Genomic DNA, 23,180 nt, shown 5'->3' with positions numbered 1-23,180 from the left:
GTTTGAACAAACTTATTGTATCGAATAATTTTCCAACTTTCAACAAACGATTTTTTTGAAACTAAATTCCAGACAGAAGCGTATACAAACAAAGGAGTGAATGAAATGAATCAATCAAAAGGTTTGAGTGCTTTAAGCTATTTAAGCTTTTATTTTGCACCATCTATCTTGCCATTTATTATATATATAGTTTCAAAAGATGATTTTGTAAGGGCGCACTCCAAAAAGGCTTTTATAACACAGTTTATCCCGATTGCTTTTGGCATTTTGTATATTATTTATTTTTTCGTTTCACTTTTTTTAACGCATGAAACGTTGACTATGCAGGATTTCTTTGTCAGTTCACATTTTATTGCCATTGTAGTTTTAGTTATTATGTTTTCAATAGTAGGGATTTGGAATTTAGTGAAAGCTATTAAAGTTCTACGTTAATGTTTATGAAAGCTTCATAATTGGGTATATTTCTTATACGAAATGATATTCGTTAAGGAGTGAACACTTATGAAAATTAACAAACTTGTTAAAACAGCAATTAAGTATGGTCCAATACTTTATCCAATTATAAAGAAAATGATGGATAAAAAATCTACTCCACAACCCGTAACTACTACACGCCGAGCTACAAAACGCTAACGTAAAAAGACATTTCACCCTATCATTCGAGTGAAATGTCTTTTTTCGAAAAATTTTATTTAATAATAATTTCCGTTTTACTATAGCCTTCTTTTAACTTTTGTACTTGTAAAATGGCCGGCATAGCTGCTTTAAGTTCGGCAACATGTGAAATTACCCCAATTAGTCGTCCTGTCTGCTGTAGGTCGATTAAAATATCGATAGCTCGGCGCAACGCCTCTTCATCCAATGTACCGAAGCCTTCATCGATGAACATCGTATCAATATGCACACTGCCTTGAACACTTTGGATAACATCCGCCATTCCTAATGCTAACGAAAGTGATGCATTGAACTTCTCACCGCCGGACAATGTTTTTACATCGCGTGTTTGCCCTGTATTACTATCATATACATCAATACTTAACCCGCTTTGAGCATTTCCTTCCTTGCGACCCGTTGACTTTAAAAAGTATTGACCATTTGATAACACTCGAAGTCTCTCATTTGCGGCATGTGTTACTTTTTCTAAATAGCCTATTTGCGCAAATCGCTCAAAAGAAATTTTCGCTTCATTTTGTCCACGAATCAAATCATAAACATGTTCAACTTGCATTAATTTTTCTTTATATTCTTCTATTTGTCGAGCTGATTTTTCAAGCTTCTCTAAAGTTTCCCCACACTGTAATGTGTAAGATTGAACTAACTTCATTTCTGAATATTGTGCTTCTACTTGCTCTGTAAGAAGCGTAATTTGTTGCTCGAAAGCTTTTAAATCCACCAATTCTTTTCCCTCCAGCATTTGTTGTTCTTCTGCAATTTGCACTGTTAAAGTATGAAAACTTTGCTTATAGTTATCTAAAGTTTCCTGAATTTGCTGTTGAACATGTAGTGGAAGTAGTGCTTGCTTATATGCTTCTAAATGGAAGCCTTCTTGTATGAGTACATACTCAAATGAAGCTTGCGCTATTTCATTTTCCTGTTGTTTTTCAGTTAAATTGTTCAATGCATGATGGTAATTAACTTCACAAGACTTTTCTTCTAATTGGATATTTTGCAATGCTTCCAACGCTTTTTGTATTGTATTTTTCAAATGATGATACTTTTGCTGAAGGCTTGTCAATGCTTCTGTAACTTGTTGAACCGTAGAAAATTGCGGCAGTAAAGACTTTTCACTTTGCTCAAGCTTTCCCTTCTCTTGTGCATATTGTTGATCAATTTCCGATACATATTGCTGCCCTTTTTCAATCCGACCTTGAAGCACTTCTTTGTTTTCCAATAGCTGTTCCAACTTTTTCTTTTCCATTACTAGTTGCGCTTGTTGCTGTTTTTGTATCGATAATTGATTCGTCAATATAGATAGTTTCTGCTCGTATTCGTCAAGAGATGAAGGGGCAATTTCCAGCTGTTGAAGTATCAACTGTTTTTCATTTAATGCCGCTTGTTCTAACTCCAATTTCGAACTTACTTGATAAAAGTTCTGCAGTGCATTGTCACTTTCACGGCGCAATACGGTCAATTCATTATCGTCGACATCCATTGCTTCACTGCTATGGATCGCTGGATGCTCTGTGCTTCCGCATACAGGACACGCCTCCCCGTGCTTAAGTGACGTAGCGAGAAATGCTGCCTGATTGCTGCGAATCTGTTGTTCCAGCTTCTTAAATTTATCCTGGGCATCATTTGCAATTTGCTGTTTTTCAGCCAGTGTTTTCGTTAATGCCGCTACGCTAGATTGGAACTTTAAAGTTTCTTTCGCAAGCTCAATTTTCTTAGTCAACATTGCTTGAGCTTCAAACGTTTCCTGATACGAAGCCACTTTTTCTTCCAAGCCATTTATAATTGTACGCTGCTCCTGTTGCTGTTCTTTTAATGCAATATCTTCTTTTTGAAGCTTTTCAAATAATTGTTTTGCGTTATTTTGGTTTTCCTCTATTTTTAAAACGGATTTACGCTGGTCATCTATCGATTGATAAATCGGTAAGAGCTGTTCTAACTGTGAAATAGTTTTTGGATACTCATCCAATAAAGGTTCATGTTGCTTTTGTTCTTCATAATATTTCAATGCATTTTGAAGCTGTAACTGTACCTGTTCAAAATCCTTTTTTGCTCGCTGTAATGCTACTTCTGCTTTTTCAAGCTGAAGCTTCACTTTCTCATGTTCACGCTCTATAGGTTCGATATGTGTTGCTTTTTTTGCAAGCTCGAGACGGTGTTTCTCGTTTTCCATAGTTTGTTCCTGCTGCAGAAGCTCTGCAAGTTTTGTTTTTCTTAATAAATATTTCTCAATACGCTCATTTAATAGCTTTTGTTCACTATACGTTTCATTTAATTGCTGTAATTGTAATTTGGATTTCTCATATTTCGTTTTTAATGTTCTGCAATGTTCTTCATAATATTGCTGTTCCAATAGTAAGGCTTGCTTTACTTGATATAGATTTATCACATCTTGATTTACCGCTGAAAATAGCTGTGACTCTCTATTAGGTAGGCGCGATAGAATTTCATGAATGGTATTGTCTTGATGCATGATTGATTGATCATATAGCTTTTCGGCAGACTTTTTTTTCTCACGCAAAAGCTCGACCATTTTTGTAAATCGTTCTGTTTTGAATATTTTACGGAAGATTTCTTCTTTATGTTTCGATTCGGATGTCAATAATTTCTGAAATTCTCCTTGTGGGAGCATCACAATCTGATTGAATTGAGATTGGGTTAAGCCAATCAGCTCTTCTATTTTCGCTTGAATTAGCTTTACTTGAAACTTTTCTACAGCCGGAACTTCAACGCCCCCAGTAATTTCAAAAAACTCCCGTTTCGCACTCGACCCGTTATGACCAAATTTTCGCCAAATCCGATATAAACGTCCGCGCACTTCAAATTCAAGCTCGACTTCAGTATCAATCGTCTCATCTGCAAAATCACTACGTAAAAAAAGAGACTTTTCACGGTCTTCCCCACTGCCTGAATCATAAAGGGCAAATGTTATCGCATCAAAAATAGTCGTTTTTCCCGCACCAGTAGCCCCTGAAACGACAAATATTCCATGCTCATGAAGTTTCGTAAAGTCGATAACTTCCTTTGTTTGATATGGTCCAAATGCTGTCATCGATAATTTAATAGGCTTCATCGTTACAGCACCTCCTGTAATTCTCGTTCATTATCGATCAGCTGCTGAAGAATGTCTGTATAAATTGCTTTAGTTTCCTCACTCAGAGGCTTACCAGTCATTTCTGTGTAAAACAGCTCAAACAATTCCGAATCATTCATTTGTACACGATTTAAAGTATCCGCCTGCTGCTCAAGCTTTTCATAAACGACCGTTCTTTCAATATGCAAAGCATTCGGATAAACAGTACGAACTAGTTCAGCAGCCCCTTTAACAAAACTTTCATCCTGCAACTTTACGAAAACGTAATCATCATTTTTATCATGTTGTAAAATATCATCAAGCAGTCCTGTAACAATGCGCATATCCCGAATCGGCGTCAGCAACTTTTTTTCCACAGCTACGGAGCCATCTTCTTTCAGGTCAACTATTAAAAAGCCTTTTTTATGTGTTACTTCAGATTCGGAGTATTTTAGTGGTGATCCTGCATACTGTATTTTTTCATTTGCCACAAAATGCGCCTGATGTAAATGTCCCAGCGCTGTATAGCAAAATGGTTCAAACAATGCCGAGTCAATGCACTCTGTACCACCTATCGTCAATTTACGTTCTGAATCACTTGTATTTTGTTCGGGCATCCCATCTTTTGTAACAAAGGCATGTCCAACAATAATGTTGCGTTTTTCCGGATCAACTGTTAACTTAATTTCTTCAATAATCCGTGCCATTGCCCCCTCATGGGTCGTAATCGATTCATCGCCAAAAACATTTCGTACAATTGAAGGCTCTGCAAAGGGAACTAAATAAAAATGTACTTCCCCATACTCGTCATGCATAATAACCGGTTCAAAGTAACTTTCCAGGTGACCGACAATATGCAAGCCACTTGCTTTCATTAAATCACTACCAAAGTTTAAACGTGTAGCGCTATCATGATTTCCAGCAATTGCGACAATCGGTGTTTTTTCATCAATTAATATTTGTTTAAAAGTTTTATTTAAAAGCTGAATTGCATCAGTAGGTGGTACTGATCGGTCATATAAATCTCCCGCTATAATGACTACGTCTGGCTTTTCTGTTCTTATTTCCTCGATAAACTGTTCGATTACATATTGCTGATCTTCCGTCATCGATACACCTTGTACAAGCTTTCCTAAATGCCAATCTGCTGTATGAAATATCTTCATGAATAACGCCTCCTATCTTATTACTATAAGTGTACATGACTAAAATTAAAAAAACCACACTATACGAACGAATATTCGTATAGTGTGGTTATAATTATTATTAATAATTTGCTGTCATTTTTCCAGCTGAAATTTCTTCCATATAGTGACACGCAGCTTCATGTGTATCTTTCATAATGGCAGATGTACGTAAAACTGGCTCTTCCGTACGGCATTTATCTGTCGCAAATGGACAGCGTGTATGGAAGCGGCAACCTTGTGGCGGATCAATTGGTGACGGTACATCACCTTTCAATACGATTCGACTTTTCACTGCATCCGGATCTGGTACAGGAATTGCCGATAAAAGCGCTTTCGTATATGGATGTTGAGGGTTTTCAAACAAACTGTTTTTATCTGCAATCTCAACAATTTTTCCTAAGTACATTACGATAATACGGTCAGAAATATGACGTACTACCCCTAAGTCATGAGAGATGAATAAGTATGTTAATCCATATTCATCCTGTAATTCTTCTAATAAGTTCAATACTTGCGCTTGAATTGAAACGTCAAGTGCAGATACCGCTTCATCACAAATAATTAGCTTTGGGTCAACTGATAATGCACGGGCAATACCGATACGCTGACGTTGCCCCCCAGAGAATTCGTGGGGATAGCGGTCTGCTTGATATGGACGTAATCCAACCGTTTCAAGAAGTTGTTCAATCCGTGCACGGCGCTGGTCCGGCGGTAATACGTTTTGAATATGCATCGCTTCATTTAGGACGCTTGCAACCGTTTGACGTGGATTAATTGAAGCGTATGGATCTTGGAAAATGATTTGTAAATCCTTACGGAATTTACGCATTTCACCTTTAGGGATTTTTGTAATATCTGTCCCTTGGAATACAACAGATCCATCTGTCGGCTCTTCCAAACGTAAAATTGCTCTACCTGTTGTAGATTTACCGCAACCAGATTCCCCTACGATACTTACAGTTTCCCCTTCATAAATCGTAAATGAAATATCATCTACTGCCTTTACGTGGTTGACGGTACGGCCTAAAAAACCACCTTTAATTGGGAAGTATTGCTTTAATCCCTCAACCTTTAACAGTTCTTTTTTCGCCATATAGCGTCACCTCCGATTCTCCATCCCACTCTTCTGAGTACATCCAGCAACGGATTTGCTCCGAATTGTCTGCTCCGGTACTCAACAACTCCGGCTGTTTTTTATGGCAAAGCTCTGTCGCCGCTGGACAACGAGGAGCAAAACGACAACCGACCGGCATTTCATGTGGGCTCGGTACCATTCCTTTTATCGGAATAAGTTTTTCCTGGTCCACATCATGACGTGGTAATGAATTTAGTAAGCCTAATGTATATGGATGCTTAGGGTTTTTAAATAATGTGCGGACATCTGAATATTCCACTACTTGCCCAGCATACATAACCGCAACATAATCGCATGTCTCAGCCACTACCCCTAAATCATGGGTAATCATAATTACAGACATCCCTAAACGATTTTGTAAATCTTTAATCAGCTCTAAAATTTGCGCTTGAATTGTTACATCGAGCGCTGTTGTTGGCTCATCCGCAATTAAAATTTCAGGATCGCATGCTAATGCCATTGCAATCATTACACGCTGGCGCATTCCGCCCGATAATTCATGTGGATATTGTTTTACGCGCTTTTCAGGTGATGGTATACCAACCAGCTTCAACATTTCCACTGACTGAGTCATCGCTTCTTTATTACCTAGCTTTTTATGGATTTTGATTGTTTCACTAATTTGTTGTCCCACTGTATAAACTGGATTTAACGATGTCATAGGTTCCTGGAAAATCATCGAGATCTGATTCCCACGAATTTCACGCATTTCTTTTTCCGACAGCTTCAATAAGTCTTTTCCTTTGAAAAGTACTTCACCGCCCTTAGTTTTACCATTTGATGCTAGTAAACGTAAAATCGAAAGGGATGTAATACTTTTCCCGGAACCAGATTCCCCTACAATCCCAATAGTTTTCCCTTTTGGAACAGTAAAGCTTACACCATCAACCGCACGAACTTCTCCAGCGTCCGTACCAAATGATGTTTGTAGATTATTTACAACTAAAATACTTTCCATTTCATTCATATGCCACACCTCTTTTCGTTTATTAGTTTAAGTCAATTCGTTTGTTCAAGAATTTATATGAAATATCCACTAACAGGTTTACAATTACGAATAAAAGTGAAATTACGAGTACAGTCCCTTGAACGATTGGGAAATCCCTTTGCCTAATTGCATCTATTGTTAAACGGCCCATACCATTAATAGCGAAAATTGTTTCTGTTAACACTGCTCCACCTAGGAATCCACCAAACTCTAATCCAATAATTGTTACGACTGGAATAAGTGCATTTTTAAGTGCATGACGGTAAATCACGATTCGTTCGGATACCCCTTTTGCACGAGCAGTACGAATATAATCTTGTCCAATAACTTCAAGCATTGATGAACGAGTCATACGTGCAATAATTGCGGCGCCACCTGTACCGAGTGTAATAACCGGTAGAATAATTTGTCGCCATGAGTCACCCCATCCGGATGGTCTCATTTTCAGAATTTCCGGTAAATCCCATCCAAATGGTAAATTACCCAATGCAAACCATTGAATTAACAATAATCCTAACCAGAAATTTGGCATTGATAAACCAAATAACGCAATAAGCATAATTGAAACGTCAGTTAATGTATAGTGACGTACAGCAGAAATAATACCTGCAATTAAACCTAAAAACACAGCGACTATTGTTGCATAAACAGCTACTTCCACCGTAATCCAAAATCTCGCCTGTATTTCATCCATTACAGGGCGACCACTACGAATTGAATTACCTAAATCGCCTTGCAGTGCATTCCCTAAAAATCGACCATACTGTACATATGCAGGGTCATTTAACCCTAATTTTTCTCGTATATTTTCTACCGTTTGTTCAGATGCACCTTCCCCTGCCATTACTTGAGCAGGATCACCAGGAATTAGGAACATCAATGAGAATACTAAAATAGAAACCCCTAACAATACGGGAATCGTTTGTAATAAACGACGGATAATATATTTAGTCATTTACTGTTCCACCTCCTATTGTTTCATCTTTGGATCAAGTGCATCACGTAACCCATCACCAAAAATATTAAATGCCAATACTACGACAACAATCATCATGCCAGGAATTAAAACCATATGTCCTGCATTATGCATATACGTACGGCCATCACTCAACATCGCTCCCCATTCCGCTGCTGGCGGCTGAGCGCCTAAACCTAAAAATGCTAAACCGGAGGCTGTTAAAATTGCCGTTGCAATACGCATAGTTGCTTGAACGATAATTGGTGACATAATATTCGGTAAAATATGTCTAAAGATAATTCGTATATCCGATGCCCCGAGTGCTCTTACTGCATCAATATATTCGAGGTTTTTTACTTGTAACGTTGAACCACGTACGATACGTGCGAATGCGGGGATGGAGAATATACCGACCGCAATAATAACGTTTATTAAGCTACCGCCTAATACAGAAACGATTGCTAAAGCTAGTAATATACCAGGAAACGCCAACAGGATATCCATAAGACGCATAGTTATCGTATCAATTGCACCGCCATAATATCCGGATACAATCCCTAATACTACCCCAATTACACCTCCAATAAATACTGATAAAAATCCAACTGTTAATGTTAGCTTTGTTCCATTAACAATACGTGAGAAAATATCACGACCGAAGTTATCTGTACCAAACCAATGTTCCTTTGAAGGTGGCTGAAGTTTGTTTAAAATATTTTGTGCATTCGGATCGGTCTTAACTAAAAATGGACCCAATATCCCTACTAAAATGATAAAAAGAATTACTATTCCACCAACAACAGCTGCTTTGTTTTTTAATAAACGCTTCATAAACGTTTTAAAAGCTTCCGAACGTGGATTACTTTTTTTCATTGTAGAAGGATTTTTCTCTGTTTGTACCGTACTCAATATAAATCATCCTTTCAAATTTTTAATTCCTTCTATAAATTCTAAATAGTTAGTATAAATAATAGTATATAGAGTAAAAAGTATACATTTCAACATAATAATGTTTTATTAAAATTCTGAATATTTTATTATTTTTATATTTTTTAATAATTTGATTATACTAACATAGTATACTATTTTAATGCAAATTATGACTTACTCTTACAGCCATAAGCACTATAACAATTTACCGAATAATTAATAATTATTATAAAATACTATATCATGTCCTGATTTTCTACTTTAACTATTTTTTATCTTTTTTGGATATTGATGCTTTGTACTCATATGTGCTATTCTATTTAAAGAAATTACATTTTTGTAATATTCTAAAATAATATTAAATGGGGGGACTTCCAACATGTCATTTTCTAAAAAGTCGCTTTGGATGCTACTTCTTACATTTACACTTGCTCTTGTGTTAGCTGCATGTGCTGGTGGAGATGATTCAGAAGATACATCAAAAAGCGAGGACACTGGAACTGAAACAAATACAGACTCTGGTACTACAGATGAAGCTGCGGCTGGCGGTGACTTAATTATCGCTGAGTTATCAGATGCGAGTTCATTAGATCCACATGGTTCAAATGACGTACCATCATCTAACGTACAATCAAACCTTTACGAAACTTTAGTAAATCGTGACGCAAACGGGGAATTAGTTCCTGGTTTAGCAGATTCTTGGAATCAAGTTGACGATTTAACTTGGGAATTTAAGCTTAAGCAAGGTGTTACTTTCCATGACGGTGAAGCATTTAACGCAGAAGCTGTAAAAGCTTCATTCGATCGTTTATTAGATCCTGAAGTTGGATCTCCACGTGCTTTCTTATTCGAAATGGTAACAGAAGTAAAAGTAGTAGATGAATCTACTGTTCAATTTATAACTGAATACCCATTCTCACCATTACTTGCCCACTTAACGCATAATGGTGGTAGTATTATTTCACCTAAATCGATTGAAGAAGATTACGCTGCAATGGAAGCTGATTCATCAGTTAAAGCTGGTTCTGTAATCGGAACAAACCCGGTTGGTACTGGTCCATTCAAATTTGAGAGCTGGACTCCTGGTACTGAAATTAAATTAGTTAAGTTCGCAGAATACGCTGGCACTCCAGTACACATTGATTCTGTAACATTTAAAGTAGTACCAGAAAGTGCTACTCGTGTTGCGGAAATACAATCAGGTTATGCACACATTATTGGTGCAGTTGAGCCTGGTCAAGTAGCAAATGTTAATAGTTTTGATGGCGCTTCTGTATTGGAAACAGCTTCTTCATCTTTAACATACCTTGGTTTCAATACTGAAAAAGAACCTTTCAACGATCCAAAAGTACGTCAAGCAATTTCTAAAGCAATTGATCGCCCGACTTTAATTGAAGGTATTTATGAAGGCTATGGTATTCCTGCGATTTCACCTTTAGCTCCTGGTATTTTCGGATACACAGAAGATGTGACTTCTATGGCTTATAACATGGACGAAGCTAAAGCATTACTTGAAGAAGCAGGCTATGCGGACGGCTTTAAAACGACAATTTGGACGAATGATAACCCTGCTCGTCAACAAGTTGCAATTGTTTTACAAGAAAACTTGAAGCAATTAAACATTCAAGCTGAAATCGAAGTAATGGAATTCGGTTCATACTTGGAAAAAACAGCTGCTGGTGAGCATGACATGTTCATTTTAGGCTGGTCTAACCCTACTGGTGATGCGGATTACGGTCTATATGCATTATTCCACTCTTCACAACATGGTGACCCAGGTAACCGTTCATTCTACTCAAGCGATAAAGTGGATGAGTTATTAGAAAAAGGTCGTCGCGAAGCAGACCCAGCTGCACGTGAAGCAATTTATAAAGAAGCATTACAATTAATTTCTGACGAATCTCCAATGGCATTCGTATTACACCCATATACTTTAACAGGTGTATCGGATAAAGTTTCTGGCTTCAACGTAGGTACAGACAGTATCTATCAATTACGTGAAGTTAAAATTAGCGAGTAATTGATACTAAAAAAGCATTCCTACAAGATTTTCTTGTTGGAATGCTTTTTATTTATACATATATAGGTTTTGGTTTATCCGGATGATGCTGAGCCATAAAATCTTCTTCCTCTACAGCTAATTCATTTTGCTGCATCTGCAACATTTCTTCAAATGTTTTCGGGTTTGGCTCAGGCATTGTTTCTATTGATAACGAAAGAAAATCATTTCCGCTATATTTCTTTAGCATTTCATTAGCCATAATACGATAGCCAAGCTGGTTCGGATGAATATCTTGAATGCTTGGTAAATAATCCGCTTGCCCTAAATTAAAAGCTTCAAACACATCAACAAAAACATGCCCCGCCTGCTCGGTCTCCTGCTTTAATATTTTATTTAATAACTTTACTGCTTTTTCTGCACCTTGTTTTTGCTCCTCATGAAGGCTTACATAAGGAAAATAATAACCTAGTACATAAATTTCAGCGTTCGGTGCTTTTTCTTTAGATAATGAAAGGAGTTCCTTCATTTGAATCCGCACTTCATTTAATGCAAAGTCCGCACTGAGCTGGGAAAAGGCAATAGTACCTTGTTCCGGATTATGCTCTATAAGAGGGAGTAAATTATTGGCCCCCGCAGAAATAGTAATCAATGTCGCCTCATTTAGTAACTGTGCTGCTTCATCAGATTGAACTGTTTCAATGACATTTTGAACACGATACCCCGGAAAAGTAAGCTCTTTTGAAAAATGAGCAAGTTTTCCATTGCGCATGAGCTGTAAAGCAATAAAATCCGTATAACCTGCATCAATCTCACTGTATGGCGTTTGTCCTGCTGCTAATGAATCTCCAAGCGCTATATACACTTCCCGTTCATCGGCGAATGTTGCAGTTGGAAATAAGACGACACAAAAAATAATGCTAAGTATTATTTTCCGCATTTACTCACCCCACTTCTATAATTAGAATGCCCAGTTTCCTTTTCTGAAGATCGGTTCTTTTGAGCCATCCGCTAAAATACCGTCTATATCCATTTCAGCGCTTCCGATCATAAAATCTTCATGTGTAATCGATGTATTAATACCTAACGATTCTAGCTGACCTTTTTCTAGTTCCTTGCCACCTTCATAACAAGTCGGATATGCTTCACCAATCGCTAAATGATTTGATGCATTTTCATCAAATAATGTGTTGTAATATAAAATATTAGATGCCGAAATTGGTGATTCATGCGGTACTAATGCGACTTCACCTAAATAAGTTGAACCCTCATCTGAAGCGATAAGCTGCTGCAGTAATTTCTCACCTACTTTTGCCTCAGCGCTCACAATTTTTCCTTTTTCAAAAGTAAGCTTAAATTCATCAATAATATTTCCTTTATATACAAGTGGTTTTGTATTAGATACGCATCCATCTACACCATACTTTGCAGGTAATGTAAATACTTCTTCTGTCGGCATATTCGCAATAAATGTTGTACCGCTCGGAGATTGACTACTACCGCTTTTCCATAAATGCTTTTCAGGTAATTCAATTGTTAAGTCTGTACCTGGTGCCACGTAGTGTAATTTTGCATATTTCTTAGCATTAAGCTGAGCTGCACGTGCATGTAAAGTTTCAATATGATTTTTCCAGTTTTCAACCGCATTACCTTCACCGATACGCACCGTTTTAAAGATTGCTTCCCATAATGCCGGTACTTGTTCTTGCTCAGCTAAATCAGGGAAGACTTTAGCCGCCCATTTTGGAGAAGGGACTGCAATAATTGACCATGCGATATCATCATTCATTACCGCTTTACGATAATTTACAAGCGCTGCACCTGCTGCCTTCTGCTGAGCACCTATTTTCTCGGAATCAATGCCCGCCAGTAAATCAGGATTTTCCGCATCAATCCAAAGAAGTGCGCCTTTACGCTCGATTAATTCTTCGCGTTGTGCAACGACCCATTTTGGAAAATTGGCTGTTTCTTCTACAGTAACATTTTCATAATAGGCACGTTCAAAGCTTGCATCTGTTAAATTTACATGGACACGACTTGCGCCTGCCTCATACGCTTTTTTTACCACAATCCGTGTAAAATCCAACGTATCTGTTGAAGTATTAATTAATAAGTATTGTCCTTTTTGAACATTTACTCCGATACGAACAGCTAAATCTGCATATTGCTCTAACTTCTCTTGGAATGTCATCAATTGTTATTTCTCCTTTTTCTTACTGAAAGTCATGCCTTTTTTATTAGATTTTGGTTGATAAGGCTTTTTCTCTGTTGCTTTCTTTACTGGTGGAGCCGCTTTTGACGAAACTGTTTTGGCATTCCCCTCCATAAGCTGCCCTTGAGTCCAAACTTTTTGAACACCTTTTAATGAAAGATCACGCAACCATTTTTTGAAAGTCTTTTCATCTTTATAAGATAATAATGTTAATACTTCTCCGTCTGCTCCTGCACGTCCTGTACGTCCCGAACGATGTGTGTACTGCTCAATTGTACGAGGAACATCGACATGAATAACATGTGTTAAACCTGAAATATCTAAACCTCGCGCTGCAATATCTGTTGCAATTAAAATACGCGCTTCCCCTTTTCTGAAAGCATCCAACGCTTTTTTACGTTCATCTTTTTTCATATCTGAATGTAGTGCTACGATTGGTGCATCGCGGTACTCCAACTTGTTTTGTTTCATTAGTACTTGGTCAATATTATTAACGAATGCCAAACCGCGCAATCCTTCAATATTTGCAAGACGACGAAGCATCTCTGTTTTATCTCGTTCCTCTACTTTTACAAAGGAGTGTTCTACTTTACCGAACTTCACCATATCTTCAGGCTTAATCTCAATGCTGATTGGCTCGAACATTAAACGTTCTGCTACAAGCTTTATTTCTTCTGTAATCGTTGCAGATACTACAACGACTTGACGACCGAATGCGGCATTTTCAATAAATGATTTTACAACTACTCGGTATTCGCGACTTAGTAACTGATCGCATTCATCCAAAACAATTGTTTCTATTTCTCTAAGCTTTAGTTTCCCTTGGCGAGCCAATTCATTTAAGCGACCTGGTGTTCCGACAACAATCGTTGGCTTTTTCTTTAATTTTTCGATTTGGCGTGCCGAGTTCGCACCACCGATTAGTTGCTGCACAGTAATATCCGTTCCTACTGTCCAATCACGGATAACTTCAACAATTTGCATTGCAAGCTCTTGTGACGGTGCAACGATTAATGCTTGGGTCTGTTTCTTTTTACCGTCTACTTTATTTAGAATCGGTAATGTGTAGGCTAATGTTTTTCCTGAGCCGGTCGGGGATTCTGCTACGATATCTTTCCCTTCAACCATCGCTGGAATCATTTCATCCTGAATTTTCATTGTCGTTTCAAACGACCATTTATTTTGAAGTGTTTCATTTAATAAACTAATTGCTGACATATTGTTTTACCACCTTTTATTCGTTGGCTTTAGTGTACCATATTCCGCAATTAATGCGTAAAATTTGGCGGAGTGTCCTTTGGTTGTTTACAGCAAAAAAAGTAAGGTTTGTGTCAAATTAAAACGTTTTGAATTTTTTGTAGTAGAGTGCAAATAAAAAAAACTATTTCAGTAAGCTTTCCTTTAGAAACTTGAGGCAAAAAAATTTGCAAAGTTTTCTAATATAATCTGAAATCATCTAATATATTTTTATTTATGCTAATAAAGTTGCGATTTTCTAATATATCCTTTCGCTGTGCTAAAAAGGTTCAGCTTGTTCTAAAATCATCTTTCTGACATTATTGTTCTAATAAAAACAACAAAAAAAGCATGCTGGAAACTTCCTCCTAGCATGCTAAATTTCTATACTCTTTCTATAATTAAAGCAATTCCTTGTCCGCCACCGATACAAAGACTGGCAACCGCATACTTCCCATTACGTCGTTGCAGTTCGTAAGCAGCGGATAAGATGATTCTTGTTCCACTTGCACCAACCGGATGACCAAGTGCGATTGCACCACCGTTTACATTCGTTTTCTCACGGTCCAGACCAAGTTCCTTTTCCACTGCAATATATTGAGCTGCAAAAGCTTCATTTATTTCAACTAAATCCATGTCTTCAATTGTTAAATTTGCACGCTCCAATGCTTGACGAATTGCCGGAGCCGGGCCGATTCCCATAATCGTCGGATCAACGCCTGCTATTCCCCATGATACAATGCGGGCTAACGGCTTTAACCCTTGTCCCTTTACAAAATCTTCGCTTGCGACAACGATAGATGCTGCCCCGTCGTTAATGCCGGAAGCATTCGCAGCAGTTACGGACCCGTCCTTTTTGAATGCCGGGCGTAATTTAGCCAAGCTTTCCATCGTGCCGCCTTCTTTAATATGTTCATCCTGCTCTATTAAAATTTCGCCTTTTCTTGTAGCTACTGCAACAGGCACGATCTCTTTTGCAAACGTACCGTTCTCGCGTGCTTTTGCCGCACGTTCGTTTGATAGAAGTGCAAAGGCATCTTGCTCCTCGCGGGAAATCGTATATTGTTCAGCAAGTTTCTCTGCCGTCAAGCCCATTCCTGAGCCCGTATACTGGTCAGTTAATGTTGCTTGAAGCATATCTGTAAACTCCAGGTTGCCTAGTTTCGAACTGCTAAAGCGTTGTTCAAAATTGGAATACGGTGATTGGGACATGTTTTCTGCTCCCCCAGCAAGTACTACATTTCCTTCACCTAGTTGAATCATTTGAGCAGCCGATACGACCGATTGCATACCAGATCCGCAAAGACGGTTTAACGTTAATGCTGGCACTTCCTTTGGTACACCTGTATAAAGACCGATATGACGGGCTAAATATGCCGAGTTGGCACCTGTTGTAATTACACCCCCGTAAATTACATGATCGACTTGCTCAGGCTGTACGTTTGCCCGCTTTAACGCTTCCACTGCTGTTTTTGTGCCAAGCTGTACTGCATCTGTTGTTGCAAAAGAACCTCCGAAAGCTGTAAATGCTGTACGGGCCCCGTCTACGATATATACGTTTTTCATTATTCCATCCCCTTAGTCTATCTATTTTAATATTTGCTTTGCAATAATTCCCTTCATAATTTCCGTCGTACCAGCATAAATCGCCGCTACGGGAATATCTCGGTAACGTCTCGCAATTTCATATTCTTCCATATAGCCATATCCTCCATGTAACTGTAGGCAATCAGCTACAACTCGTTTAGCCATTTCACTAATCCACCATTTCGCCATGGATACTTCCTTCACAATATCTTTACCAGCAATATGTTTTTCAATTAAACTGTCGACATATGTACGCCCTAGCTCAATTTCCGTCGCCATTTCCGCTAATTTAAATTGTGTGTTTTGGAAATCTGCAATACGACTCCCGAATGCTTTACGTTCTTTCACATAATCTACCGTCAGCTGTAAACAACATTCAGCTTCGATTTGAGTTTCAATGGCTACAATTAAACGTTCCTGCTGCAGTTTTTCCATTAAATAATAGAAGCCTCGGTTTTCTTCTCCCAATAAGTTTTCTGCCGGTACACGCACATCTTCAAAAATAAGCTCTCCTGTATCTGCACTGTGCATTCCGATTTTATCGAGTTTTTTCCCACGTTTAAAACCAGGTGTACCATTTTCCACAATAAGCAGACTAACCCCTTTATATGCCGGACTTGCCTGCGGATCAGTTTTACAAACGACAACAACATAATCTGCATGAATGCCATTCGTAATAAACGTTTTTTCACCATTTAAAATATAAAAATCGTCATCTTTTTTCGCCGTCGTTTGTATCCCCGCGAGATCAGAGCCTGCACCCGGTTCTGTCATTGCGATAGCCGAAATGTACTCACCTGTTACGCTTTTAGGAAGCCACTTTTCTTTTTGCGAAGTTGTTCCGTATGCTTCAATATAAGGTGTCACAATATCGGAATGAAGCGAAATCCCGCTTGCTAACCCTGCACCAACACGTTCAAGTTCCTCCGTTAATATAGCAGAATAACCAAAATCCAGTGCAAGCCCCCCATACTCTTCACTGACCATTGGACATAAAAATCCATTCTCCCCAAGCTTCAACCAAAACTCACGTGGGATATCCCGATCCTTTTCCCATTGTTCAAAATAAGGATACGCCTCTTTATCCAGCATTTTGCGTAAAGCTTTTCTAAACATCTCATGTTCTTCTGTGAAAGTACTCATTTAACCCACCCCTTTATTCTTTTCTGAAAATTTATACATTTTAATTTTAACAGTCACTAAAAATGGAAACAATGACTTTTACAGAAATATTATTGCGCTATACAGAAAATATAAGCAACACAAATACTCCAGAAAATTCTATAACATTTGATTCTTTATTTATACCTTCAAATATTTTGAGTAATAAAAATGTTTTATTTATCAATAAATTGACTATTGCTATAATATTGAGGAAATCCTATTAAACACGGTGGTGATTCTTTATGAAATATGCAATTTTGAGCGACTTACATTCGCATTATAAAAATACAAAAAAGGTGTTAAATCATATTCAACAAGTAGCGCCCAATACAGAGATTATTGGCTTAGGGGATTTATTTGAGTGTAAAATCGGCAAGAAAAAAGCAAAAATGGTTCGTCATGCAAAGCTAAAGGACGCGGCGATTATAGATGATAAGTTTATGAGCTTGTTAACATTTCCTTCAATCATCGGTAACCAGGAAGAACGTATTGCACTTGTAACGGGGGATCAACGTTTTCTGCAATATAAAAATGCCCTTGAAATTGAACATGCTACGCTAATTCATGGACATCAAATAGAATGGGATAAAACATTTAATCCAACATTCCCCCATATTGAAACACCGCTACTATTTTTTGGACATAGTCATGAGGCCGCTATATACAACAATGGAAAGAGGCAACCAGTACCATATAATATTCCATTATCAGTTGGACATAAGCGTTATCAGATTAATGTCGGTCCAGTAGTTGAAAATAAGGAATGGTGCTTATACGACAGTCAAGAGATGACTGTTACATTTATGCAGGCACAATAGAGCAATGTAAAATATAAAGAAAACGGGTTATTCAAAGTTAAATTTGAACAACCCGTCGTAAATACATATTATGATCTTACATAAGGAGCTTTTGCATCGATTAGAATTTGCTGTAAGTGATTTAGTTTCCCGATAACAATATTGGATGTTACCGTTAGATCCTCCAAAAGGGTTTCAGCCGCTTGTTTGTCGCCAACTGTGTGTGCCTTTACTGCTTTTTTAGCAATATCATAAACTTTTAGGAAAGGTTCTTCCAATTCAAGGAAGACTTTTTCTTCACCTAATAGTTCTCTCCCTTTACCGTAATACCATTGGCCTAAATTAGAATCACGTGGTGAATCTAATTTTAAATTACTCATTTCTTCAAAACCTAATAGTAAATTATAAATTTTCCAGCGCCATAATAAATGATCCGTTATGGCGATTTCAATAATGTCTTCTTGGGCAAGAATAAGGTTTTTAGAAATGGTCTCCGAACGATATTCATCAATCATTTTACTTAAAGTGTAAATTGCAGCCCCTGTATCAAAAGCAATTTTTTTACTTTGAACGGTACTTTCCGTAATGTTACGGTTGCGATCGGCAATTTCTGAGGCAGATTTTGCTTGATGGCGTGTTGTAGAGGAAATTTCCTCAAAACGTAGCCCTTGTGTTTGCAAAGTTGAGTTTAACTCCGATAACGTTTTCGTAATGTGAATAACATCCGATACACCCACGTGTAATTCATCTGTGGAGCGTTTCGTTAATTCATCAATATTGGCTGTAATATGTAATAACGCTTTAATATCAGTATCAATTGATTGAACAGATCGTTTTGTGTCATCTGCTAATTTACGTACTTCCTCTGCTACTACCGCAAATCCTTTACCTGCTTCCCCTGCTCGAGCCGCTTCAATAGAGGCATTAAGCGCTAATAGATTTGTCTGGTCAGCGATACCTTGAATAAGAGACATAACTTTTGATACGCTATTTACGCGATCAACTAAGTTAGCAACATTTTGACGAACCGCTTGTTGTCCTTCGTCTGTATTTTGCAAAATCGCAGATACCTGTTGTAAAGCTGCTAAATCACTATTCAATTCCGTCAAAGACGCTTGTGTATGGATCGAGATATCCCCTACAGAAGCAGCAATTTCTTCTATACTGGCATCCAACTCCAACATCAAATCACTCACCAATTTCACATCATTGTGCTGCACGTCCTGAAATTGAATGAGCTCTTTTATTTGGTCAAGCTGTGTATTATAAGTAATAATTTCACCTAAACCATTTACAACTGAACCGCCTTGAATTTCGATATAAGTTTCAACTATGATTTGTATGTCCAATGTTACGAGACTATCGTAAGCCAACAATGTATCGAGCATTTTTTGATAATCCCGTCCACATTGTTTGGCAATTAAGGGGATAATCAACTGATTAATTAATGTATAGGCTGAAATCATCCAGTTTGGTAGAACTCCGATTCTTGCGTGTACATAAGCGATTTGTCGACGTTTAAATACGTATTCCAAATCTAGTTCGTCCTGAAACAGGCTGGAAAAATGGCGATCAAAAGTAACCTTTAATCGTTCAACACTCGAATTCTCCAAAATAATTTTAGAAAACTCGGGTATTGCCAGTAACCTATTATAAAAATTATCCAAAATTTCATCGCGATTTTCATTATAGATTTTTTTTAATAGCGTTACTGAATTACGGCGTACATGACTTAGCGCCAAAAAGTCCAATTTCTCTTTCAGTCGTTCATTTGCTCTAATATCGGAATCGGATTGTTGACTAAAATAAATATAATTATCAATTTTACTTCTACCAAACATAGTATAATCCCCTCACTTACGACCTATTTTTTTGTTAAATTCGTAAATTTAATACTATGATTATACTATATCCGTTTATATGTCAGAAGGTTTAAAATTAGTATTTTATATGTCAGGTAACTCCGACTCCATGCCAAACTTTTGGCGGAAACCGCATTTTTTACATAGCTCTTCCATAGCTTCACGACGAGAAAAGCCATCTACTAAGTTTTGTGCACGTTCAGTGCTAATAATGTCCCCAAATTGCTGATTATGGACATTGCCTAAATTGATGACACCTTCCCCATCTAGACAGCAAGGAACGACGGAGCCATCCACTAAAATAGCTGCATGTGTACGCAAGGCATGGCAGAATCCTTTCCCTTCATCCGCTTTTTCAAGCAAGCTTGGCCAGCGGAATTCATGATCTTGGTTTAAATAAATATTTTTTGCTATTTTTAAACCTTTGCCCATTTCTACACGCTCTTGAATCTCAAAATCTAACCCATATTCATTTTCTAATATTTCGAGTGTCTCACGGTTTCTGCGGTTTGCCAGTTCCGAAACATTATTGCGCTGTAAATTCCATAATCGGTAGGAAATAATGACATTATGCTCTCGGACATCTCGCACAAACTCCAAAATATCACTTAAATATTTTTCTCGATTTTCAGAACCTTCATGTCCATCGAAGCTATGAAGAGAAAAATTAATTTGTCTAAGTGCTGGCTTACCTAATAGTTTATCGCGGTTCTTTTTAATTAAAGTTCCATTTGTTGTAATATTGACTTTAAAGCCTTTTTCATGGGCAATATCAAGTAATTGACCAATTCGCGGGTGCAGTAAAGGCTCCCCTTTAACGTGCAAATAAATATATTTTGTATAGCCACTAATTTCGTCAAGAATATGAGCAAATTGCTCTACCTTTATTAACCCTTTTGCTCGCTCTGTAGGTGGACAAAAGCTACAAGCTAAATTGCAAACACTTGTAATTTCGATATATACTTTCTTAAAAGTTTTCAACGCTCGTTCACCATTCCTCTTATTAATTATATCTGCCTTAACCTTCTTACTTATGTTTTTGTACGTCTGCACTCAGAAGTAAAGCAATACATTCCATTGTATCAAACTTCAAACATAAATAGATAGTTGACGTTTTATCTCATAATTCAATTTTCCTCTACAAATGAAAAACTGCCTAGAAAGTATTCACCTTCTAAACAGTTTATAATTTTATCCTCGATTTCGAATGGATAAGCCTTTTAAAAACTTGCGGGCAAAGTTGTCCCCACACTCTTTATAATTTCGGTGACCTGGTTTACGCATAATTGCACCTAGTTCGCCTTTCGAAACCGCGATGCCGCCTTCATCCAGAATATCAAGCATATCCTCGGTTGTAAGCTGGCACGCTACCTTTAGTTTCTTTAAGACCATATTGTTTACATGATCCGCCTTTTCTTGTACTGGTGCTGCTTGTCCTTCTTTTTTAGGCATAGGACCGCGCTTAAACGTAATTAGACCATTGAAAAAGGCCTCTAAATTTTTATTGTTTACCTTCATTTGATCGTAATCAACTGGTACTTCAGCCTCTTTTTCCAAAGACTTCGTTAAAATTTTCGGCATTTCCTCTGGTGTAATCGTTAAGCCGCCTAACTTAAATATTTCAATCATTTCTCTATTTTTCAAATCCAGTGCATAACGTACACGGATTAAAATATCATTATTATCCATAATTGCCTCCATCATGTTTTGCTAACGATTATTATAACAGACAGAGAGGTATGGTTGTTAGCTGGACGAATCATCGTTTCCTGAATAACTGGCGCACATTCCCCTAAATTGGTAAGTAAATTTAAAATTAAGTCATCCTGCTGCCACTTTAATAGAATACCGCTTCTAAGTCGTTTGCTTCGGGCGCAACGTATGCTTTAACACTTTTCCAGAAGCATTCCGTGGCAGTTCCCCTATAAAATCTACTTCGTAAGGTATTTTATATTTTGCCAATTGAGTAGCACAATATTCAAATACTTGTTGCTCAGTCAATTCTTTACCTGGCTTTATCACGACATATGCTTTCGGTACTTCGCCATATACATCATGCGGAACGCCAACGATTGCTGCTTCTAAAATTTCTGGAATCTGATAGAGCACTTCCTCCACTTCAATCGGATAGATATTTTCACCACCGCGAATAATCATATCCTTTTTACGATCCACAATATATAAATAGCCTTCCTCATCAAATCGACCTAAATCCCCTGAATGAAGCCAGCCATTTCGAATTGCGTTCGCTGTTTCCTCCGGTGCAAACAAGTAGCCCTTCATGACTTGCGGTCCCTTCACACAAATTTCCCCTACTTCACCCACAGGTACGATTTCACCATCTGAATTAAGCAATTGAATTTCTGTTCGTGCAAGTGGCTTACCTACTGATCCAATTTTAATAAGTGCCGTTTCATCTAATAATGAGCTTGCTGCAGGTGTATTCTCGGTTTGGCCGTATAAGTTTTGTACTTTTACATTTGGGAATGTATCCTTCAAACGTTTCACTAGTTCATATGGCATCGGAGCTGCTCCATAACAGAACAATCGTAAATGCTCAAAATTATAGGCAGCAAGCTCTGGCTTATTTAATAAAATTGTATACATTGCCGGAACACCGAAGAAAATCGTAGTCTGTGTTTCTACCAGTTTTTTTAAAGTTTTCTCAGGTGAAAATGCCTCATCAATTATAACTGTTCCGCCCTTTAAAATTGTCGGTACAGCAAAAACATGACTGCCTGCACAATGGAATAAAGGTGTGCATATAAACATGCGATCCTTTTCATTCATTTCCATAGACTCCGACCAAATTTCTGCTGTTTCCAATACATTACGGTGACTAAGCATTACACCTTTAGGTTTTCCCGTAGTACCCGATGTGTACATGACAACAGATATCTCTTCTAAATCGAATGTTGGTAGCTCTTCTGTTTCCATTTGTGTGTTAATAATTGCTCGCATTTTTTCTAATGTTAGTACTTCGTCAAATCCAGTCAGAGGAAAATCAAGTGTCCCTTGTAACTTTTCATCATAAATTAATACCTTTGCTTTTGAATGTTTAAAAATATACTCGACTTCAGGTGAAGCCAGCTTCGTATTAACAGGCATAACCGTAAGCCCTGCAAGTTGTACACCGTAATAAATCGCCATAAACAGATTGGAATTAAGCGTAAACTGTGCAACAATATCATCTTTTTTAAAGCCTTTTTTTACAAGGTAATGTGCAATTTTTAATGATTTTTCATAAAGCTCTTTATAAGTCCAGGATTCATCTTGAAACACAATAGCTTCAGCTTCCGGTGTTATTCGAGATTGTTCAAATAATGCTTTTGTAACCGTCATCCCCATCGCTCCTCATAAAAACATGTATTTCTTAAATTTTA

19 protein-coding genes are annotated in these 23,180 nt (G+C 37.6%); 4 read left to right on the top strand and 15 right to left on the bottom strand.

What is annotated here, in order from left to right; all coding sequences use genetic code 11:
- The first annotated feature begins 105 nt into the window (after positions 1–105).
- Together H9635_RS14300 and H9635_RS19405 are read left to right on the top strand one after the other, a co-directional pair.
- Positions 106–432: a DUF4870 domain-containing protein gene (locus H9635_RS14300; RefSeq protein ID WP_191700989.1), complete on the top strand. Its 327-nt coding sequence runs from the start codon at positions 106–108 to the stop codon at positions 430–432.
- Between the two features lie 69 nt (positions 433–501).
- Entirely contained in the window at positions 502–633 is a 132-nt protein-coding gene (locus tag H9635_RS19405) for a hypothetical protein (RefSeq protein ID WP_263617210.1), read from the top strand.
- Between the two features lie 55 nt (positions 634–688).
- On the opposite strand, the gene H9635_RS14295 is transcribed toward H9635_RS19405, so the two are convergent.
- The 6 genes from H9635_RS14295 to nikC all read right to left on the bottom strand — a co-directional run bounded on the left by H9635_RS14295 (position 689) and on the right by nikC (position 8,883).
- Positions 689–3,742, bottom strand: a complete 3,054-nt coding sequence (locus tag H9635_RS14295) for an AAA family ATPase (RefSeq protein ID WP_191700988.1) — start codon at positions 3,740–3,742, stop codon at positions 689–691.
- Between the two features lie 2 nt (positions 3,743–3,744).
- Positions 3,745–4,908: an exonuclease SbcCD subunit D gene (locus tag H9635_RS14290; RefSeq protein WP_191700987.1), complete on the bottom strand. Its 1,164-nt coding sequence runs from the start codon at positions 4,906–4,908 to the stop codon at positions 3,745–3,747.
- Positions 4,909–5,008: 100 nt separating this feature from the next.
- Complete coding sequence (locus H9635_RS14285) at positions 5,009–6,022, bottom strand: ABC transporter ATP-binding protein (protein WP_191700986.1); 1,014 nt, start codon at positions 6,020–6,022, stop codon at positions 5,009–5,011.
- Positions 5,994–7,031, bottom strand: a complete 1,038-nt coding sequence (locus tag H9635_RS14280) for an ABC transporter ATP-binding protein (protein WP_318245220.1) — start codon at positions 7,029–7,031, stop codon at positions 5,994–5,996. Before H9635_RS14280 ends, H9635_RS14285 begins: the two co-directional genes overlap by 29 nt.
- 22 nt (positions 7,032–7,053) lie before the next feature.
- Positions 7,054–8,007: an ABC transporter permease gene (locus H9635_RS14275; RefSeq protein ID WP_191700985.1), complete on the bottom strand. Its 954-nt coding sequence runs from the start codon at positions 8,005–8,007 to the stop codon at positions 7,054–7,056.
- Between the two features lie 15 nt (positions 8,008–8,022).
- Positions 8,023–8,883, bottom strand: a complete 861-nt coding sequence (nikC, locus tag H9635_RS14270; protein WP_191701036.1) for a nickel transporter permease — start codon at positions 8,881–8,883, stop codon at positions 8,023–8,025.
- A gap of 436 nt (positions 8,884–9,319) precedes the next feature.
- Between nikC and H9635_RS14265 the strand changes: the two genes are divergently transcribed.
- The gene (locus H9635_RS14265; RefSeq protein WP_191700984.1) at positions 9,320–10,960 is read left to right on the top strand and encodes a glutathione ABC transporter substrate-binding protein; all 1,641 of its coding nucleotides are present in this window, start codon (positions 9,320–9,322) and stop codon (positions 10,958–10,960) included.
- A gap of 52 nt (positions 10,961–11,012) precedes the next feature.
- On the opposite strand, the gene H9635_RS14260 is transcribed toward H9635_RS14265, so the two are convergent.
- From H9635_RS14260 to H9635_RS14240, 5 genes are all read right to left on the bottom strand, one after another.
- The gene (locus tag H9635_RS14260) at positions 11,013–11,879 is read right to left on the bottom strand and encodes an SGNH/GDSL hydrolase family protein (RefSeq protein WP_191700983.1); all 867 of its coding nucleotides are present in this window, start codon (positions 11,877–11,879) and stop codon (positions 11,013–11,015) included.
- A 21-nt stretch (positions 11,880–11,900) separates the two neighbouring features.
- Positions 11,901–13,130, bottom strand: coding sequence for an aminopeptidase (locus tag H9635_RS14255; protein WP_191701035.1), 1,230 nt, complete (start codon positions 13,128–13,130; stop codon positions 11,901–11,903).
- A gap of 6 nt (positions 13,131–13,136) precedes the next feature.
- Positions 13,137–14,369, bottom strand: a complete 1,233-nt coding sequence (locus H9635_RS14250) for a DEAD/DEAH box helicase (RefSeq protein WP_191700982.1) — start codon at positions 14,367–14,369, stop codon at positions 13,137–13,139.
- Between the two features lie 402 nt (positions 14,370–14,771).
- Positions 14,772–15,953, bottom strand: a complete 1,182-nt coding sequence (locus H9635_RS14245; protein WP_191700981.1) for an acetyl-CoA C-acetyltransferase — start codon at positions 15,951–15,953, stop codon at positions 14,772–14,774.
- A gap of 21 nt (positions 15,954–15,974) precedes the next feature.
- Positions 15,975–17,117 carry an acyl-CoA dehydrogenase family protein gene (locus tag H9635_RS14240; RefSeq protein ID WP_191700980.1) on the bottom strand — a complete coding sequence of 381 codons (1,143 nt, stop codon included), beginning with the start codon at positions 17,115–17,117 and terminating at the stop codon, positions 15,975–15,977.
- Positions 17,118–17,380: 263 nt separating this feature from the next.
- Here H9635_RS14240 and H9635_RS14235 point away from each other — a divergent pair, with 263 nt between their 5' ends.
- Positions 17,381–17,956, top strand: coding sequence for a metallophosphoesterase family protein (locus H9635_RS14235; protein ID WP_191700979.1), 576 nt, complete (start codon positions 17,381–17,383; stop codon positions 17,954–17,956).
- 68 nt (positions 17,957–18,024) lie between these two features.
- On the opposite strand, the gene H9635_RS14230 is transcribed toward H9635_RS14235, so the two are convergent.
- The 4 genes from H9635_RS14230 to H9635_RS14215 form a co-directional block, all read right to left on the bottom strand.
- A complete protein-coding gene (locus H9635_RS14230; protein ID WP_191700978.1) occupies positions 18,025–19,776 on the bottom strand; it encodes a methyl-accepting chemotaxis protein in 1,752 nt (583 codons plus the stop codon).
- Between the two features lie 105 nt (positions 19,777–19,881).
- A complete protein-coding gene (locus H9635_RS14225) occupies positions 19,882–20,778 on the bottom strand; it encodes a radical SAM/SPASM domain-containing protein (protein WP_191700977.1) in 897 nt (298 codons plus the stop codon).
- A gap of 210 nt (positions 20,779–20,988) precedes the next feature.
- The gene (locus tag H9635_RS14220; RefSeq protein ID WP_191700976.1) at positions 20,989–21,486 is read right to left on the bottom strand and encodes a YehS family protein; all 498 of its coding nucleotides are present in this window, start codon (positions 21,484–21,486) and stop codon (positions 20,989–20,991) included.
- Between the two features lie 165 nt (positions 21,487–21,651).
- Positions 21,652–23,139: a class I adenylate-forming enzyme family protein gene (locus H9635_RS14215; protein WP_191700975.1), complete on the bottom strand. Its 1,488-nt coding sequence runs from the start codon at positions 23,137–23,139 to the stop codon at positions 21,652–21,654.
- Between the last annotated feature and the right edge of the window lie 41 nt (positions 23,140–23,180).

Source organism: Solibacillus faecavium (assembly GCF_014836905.1).
In the GTDB taxonomy this organism is placed as follows: Bacteria; Bacillota; Bacilli; order Bacillales_A; family Planococcaceae; genus Solibacillus; species Solibacillus faecavium.
This window is presented reverse-complemented; position numbering and strand designations above follow the sequence as displayed.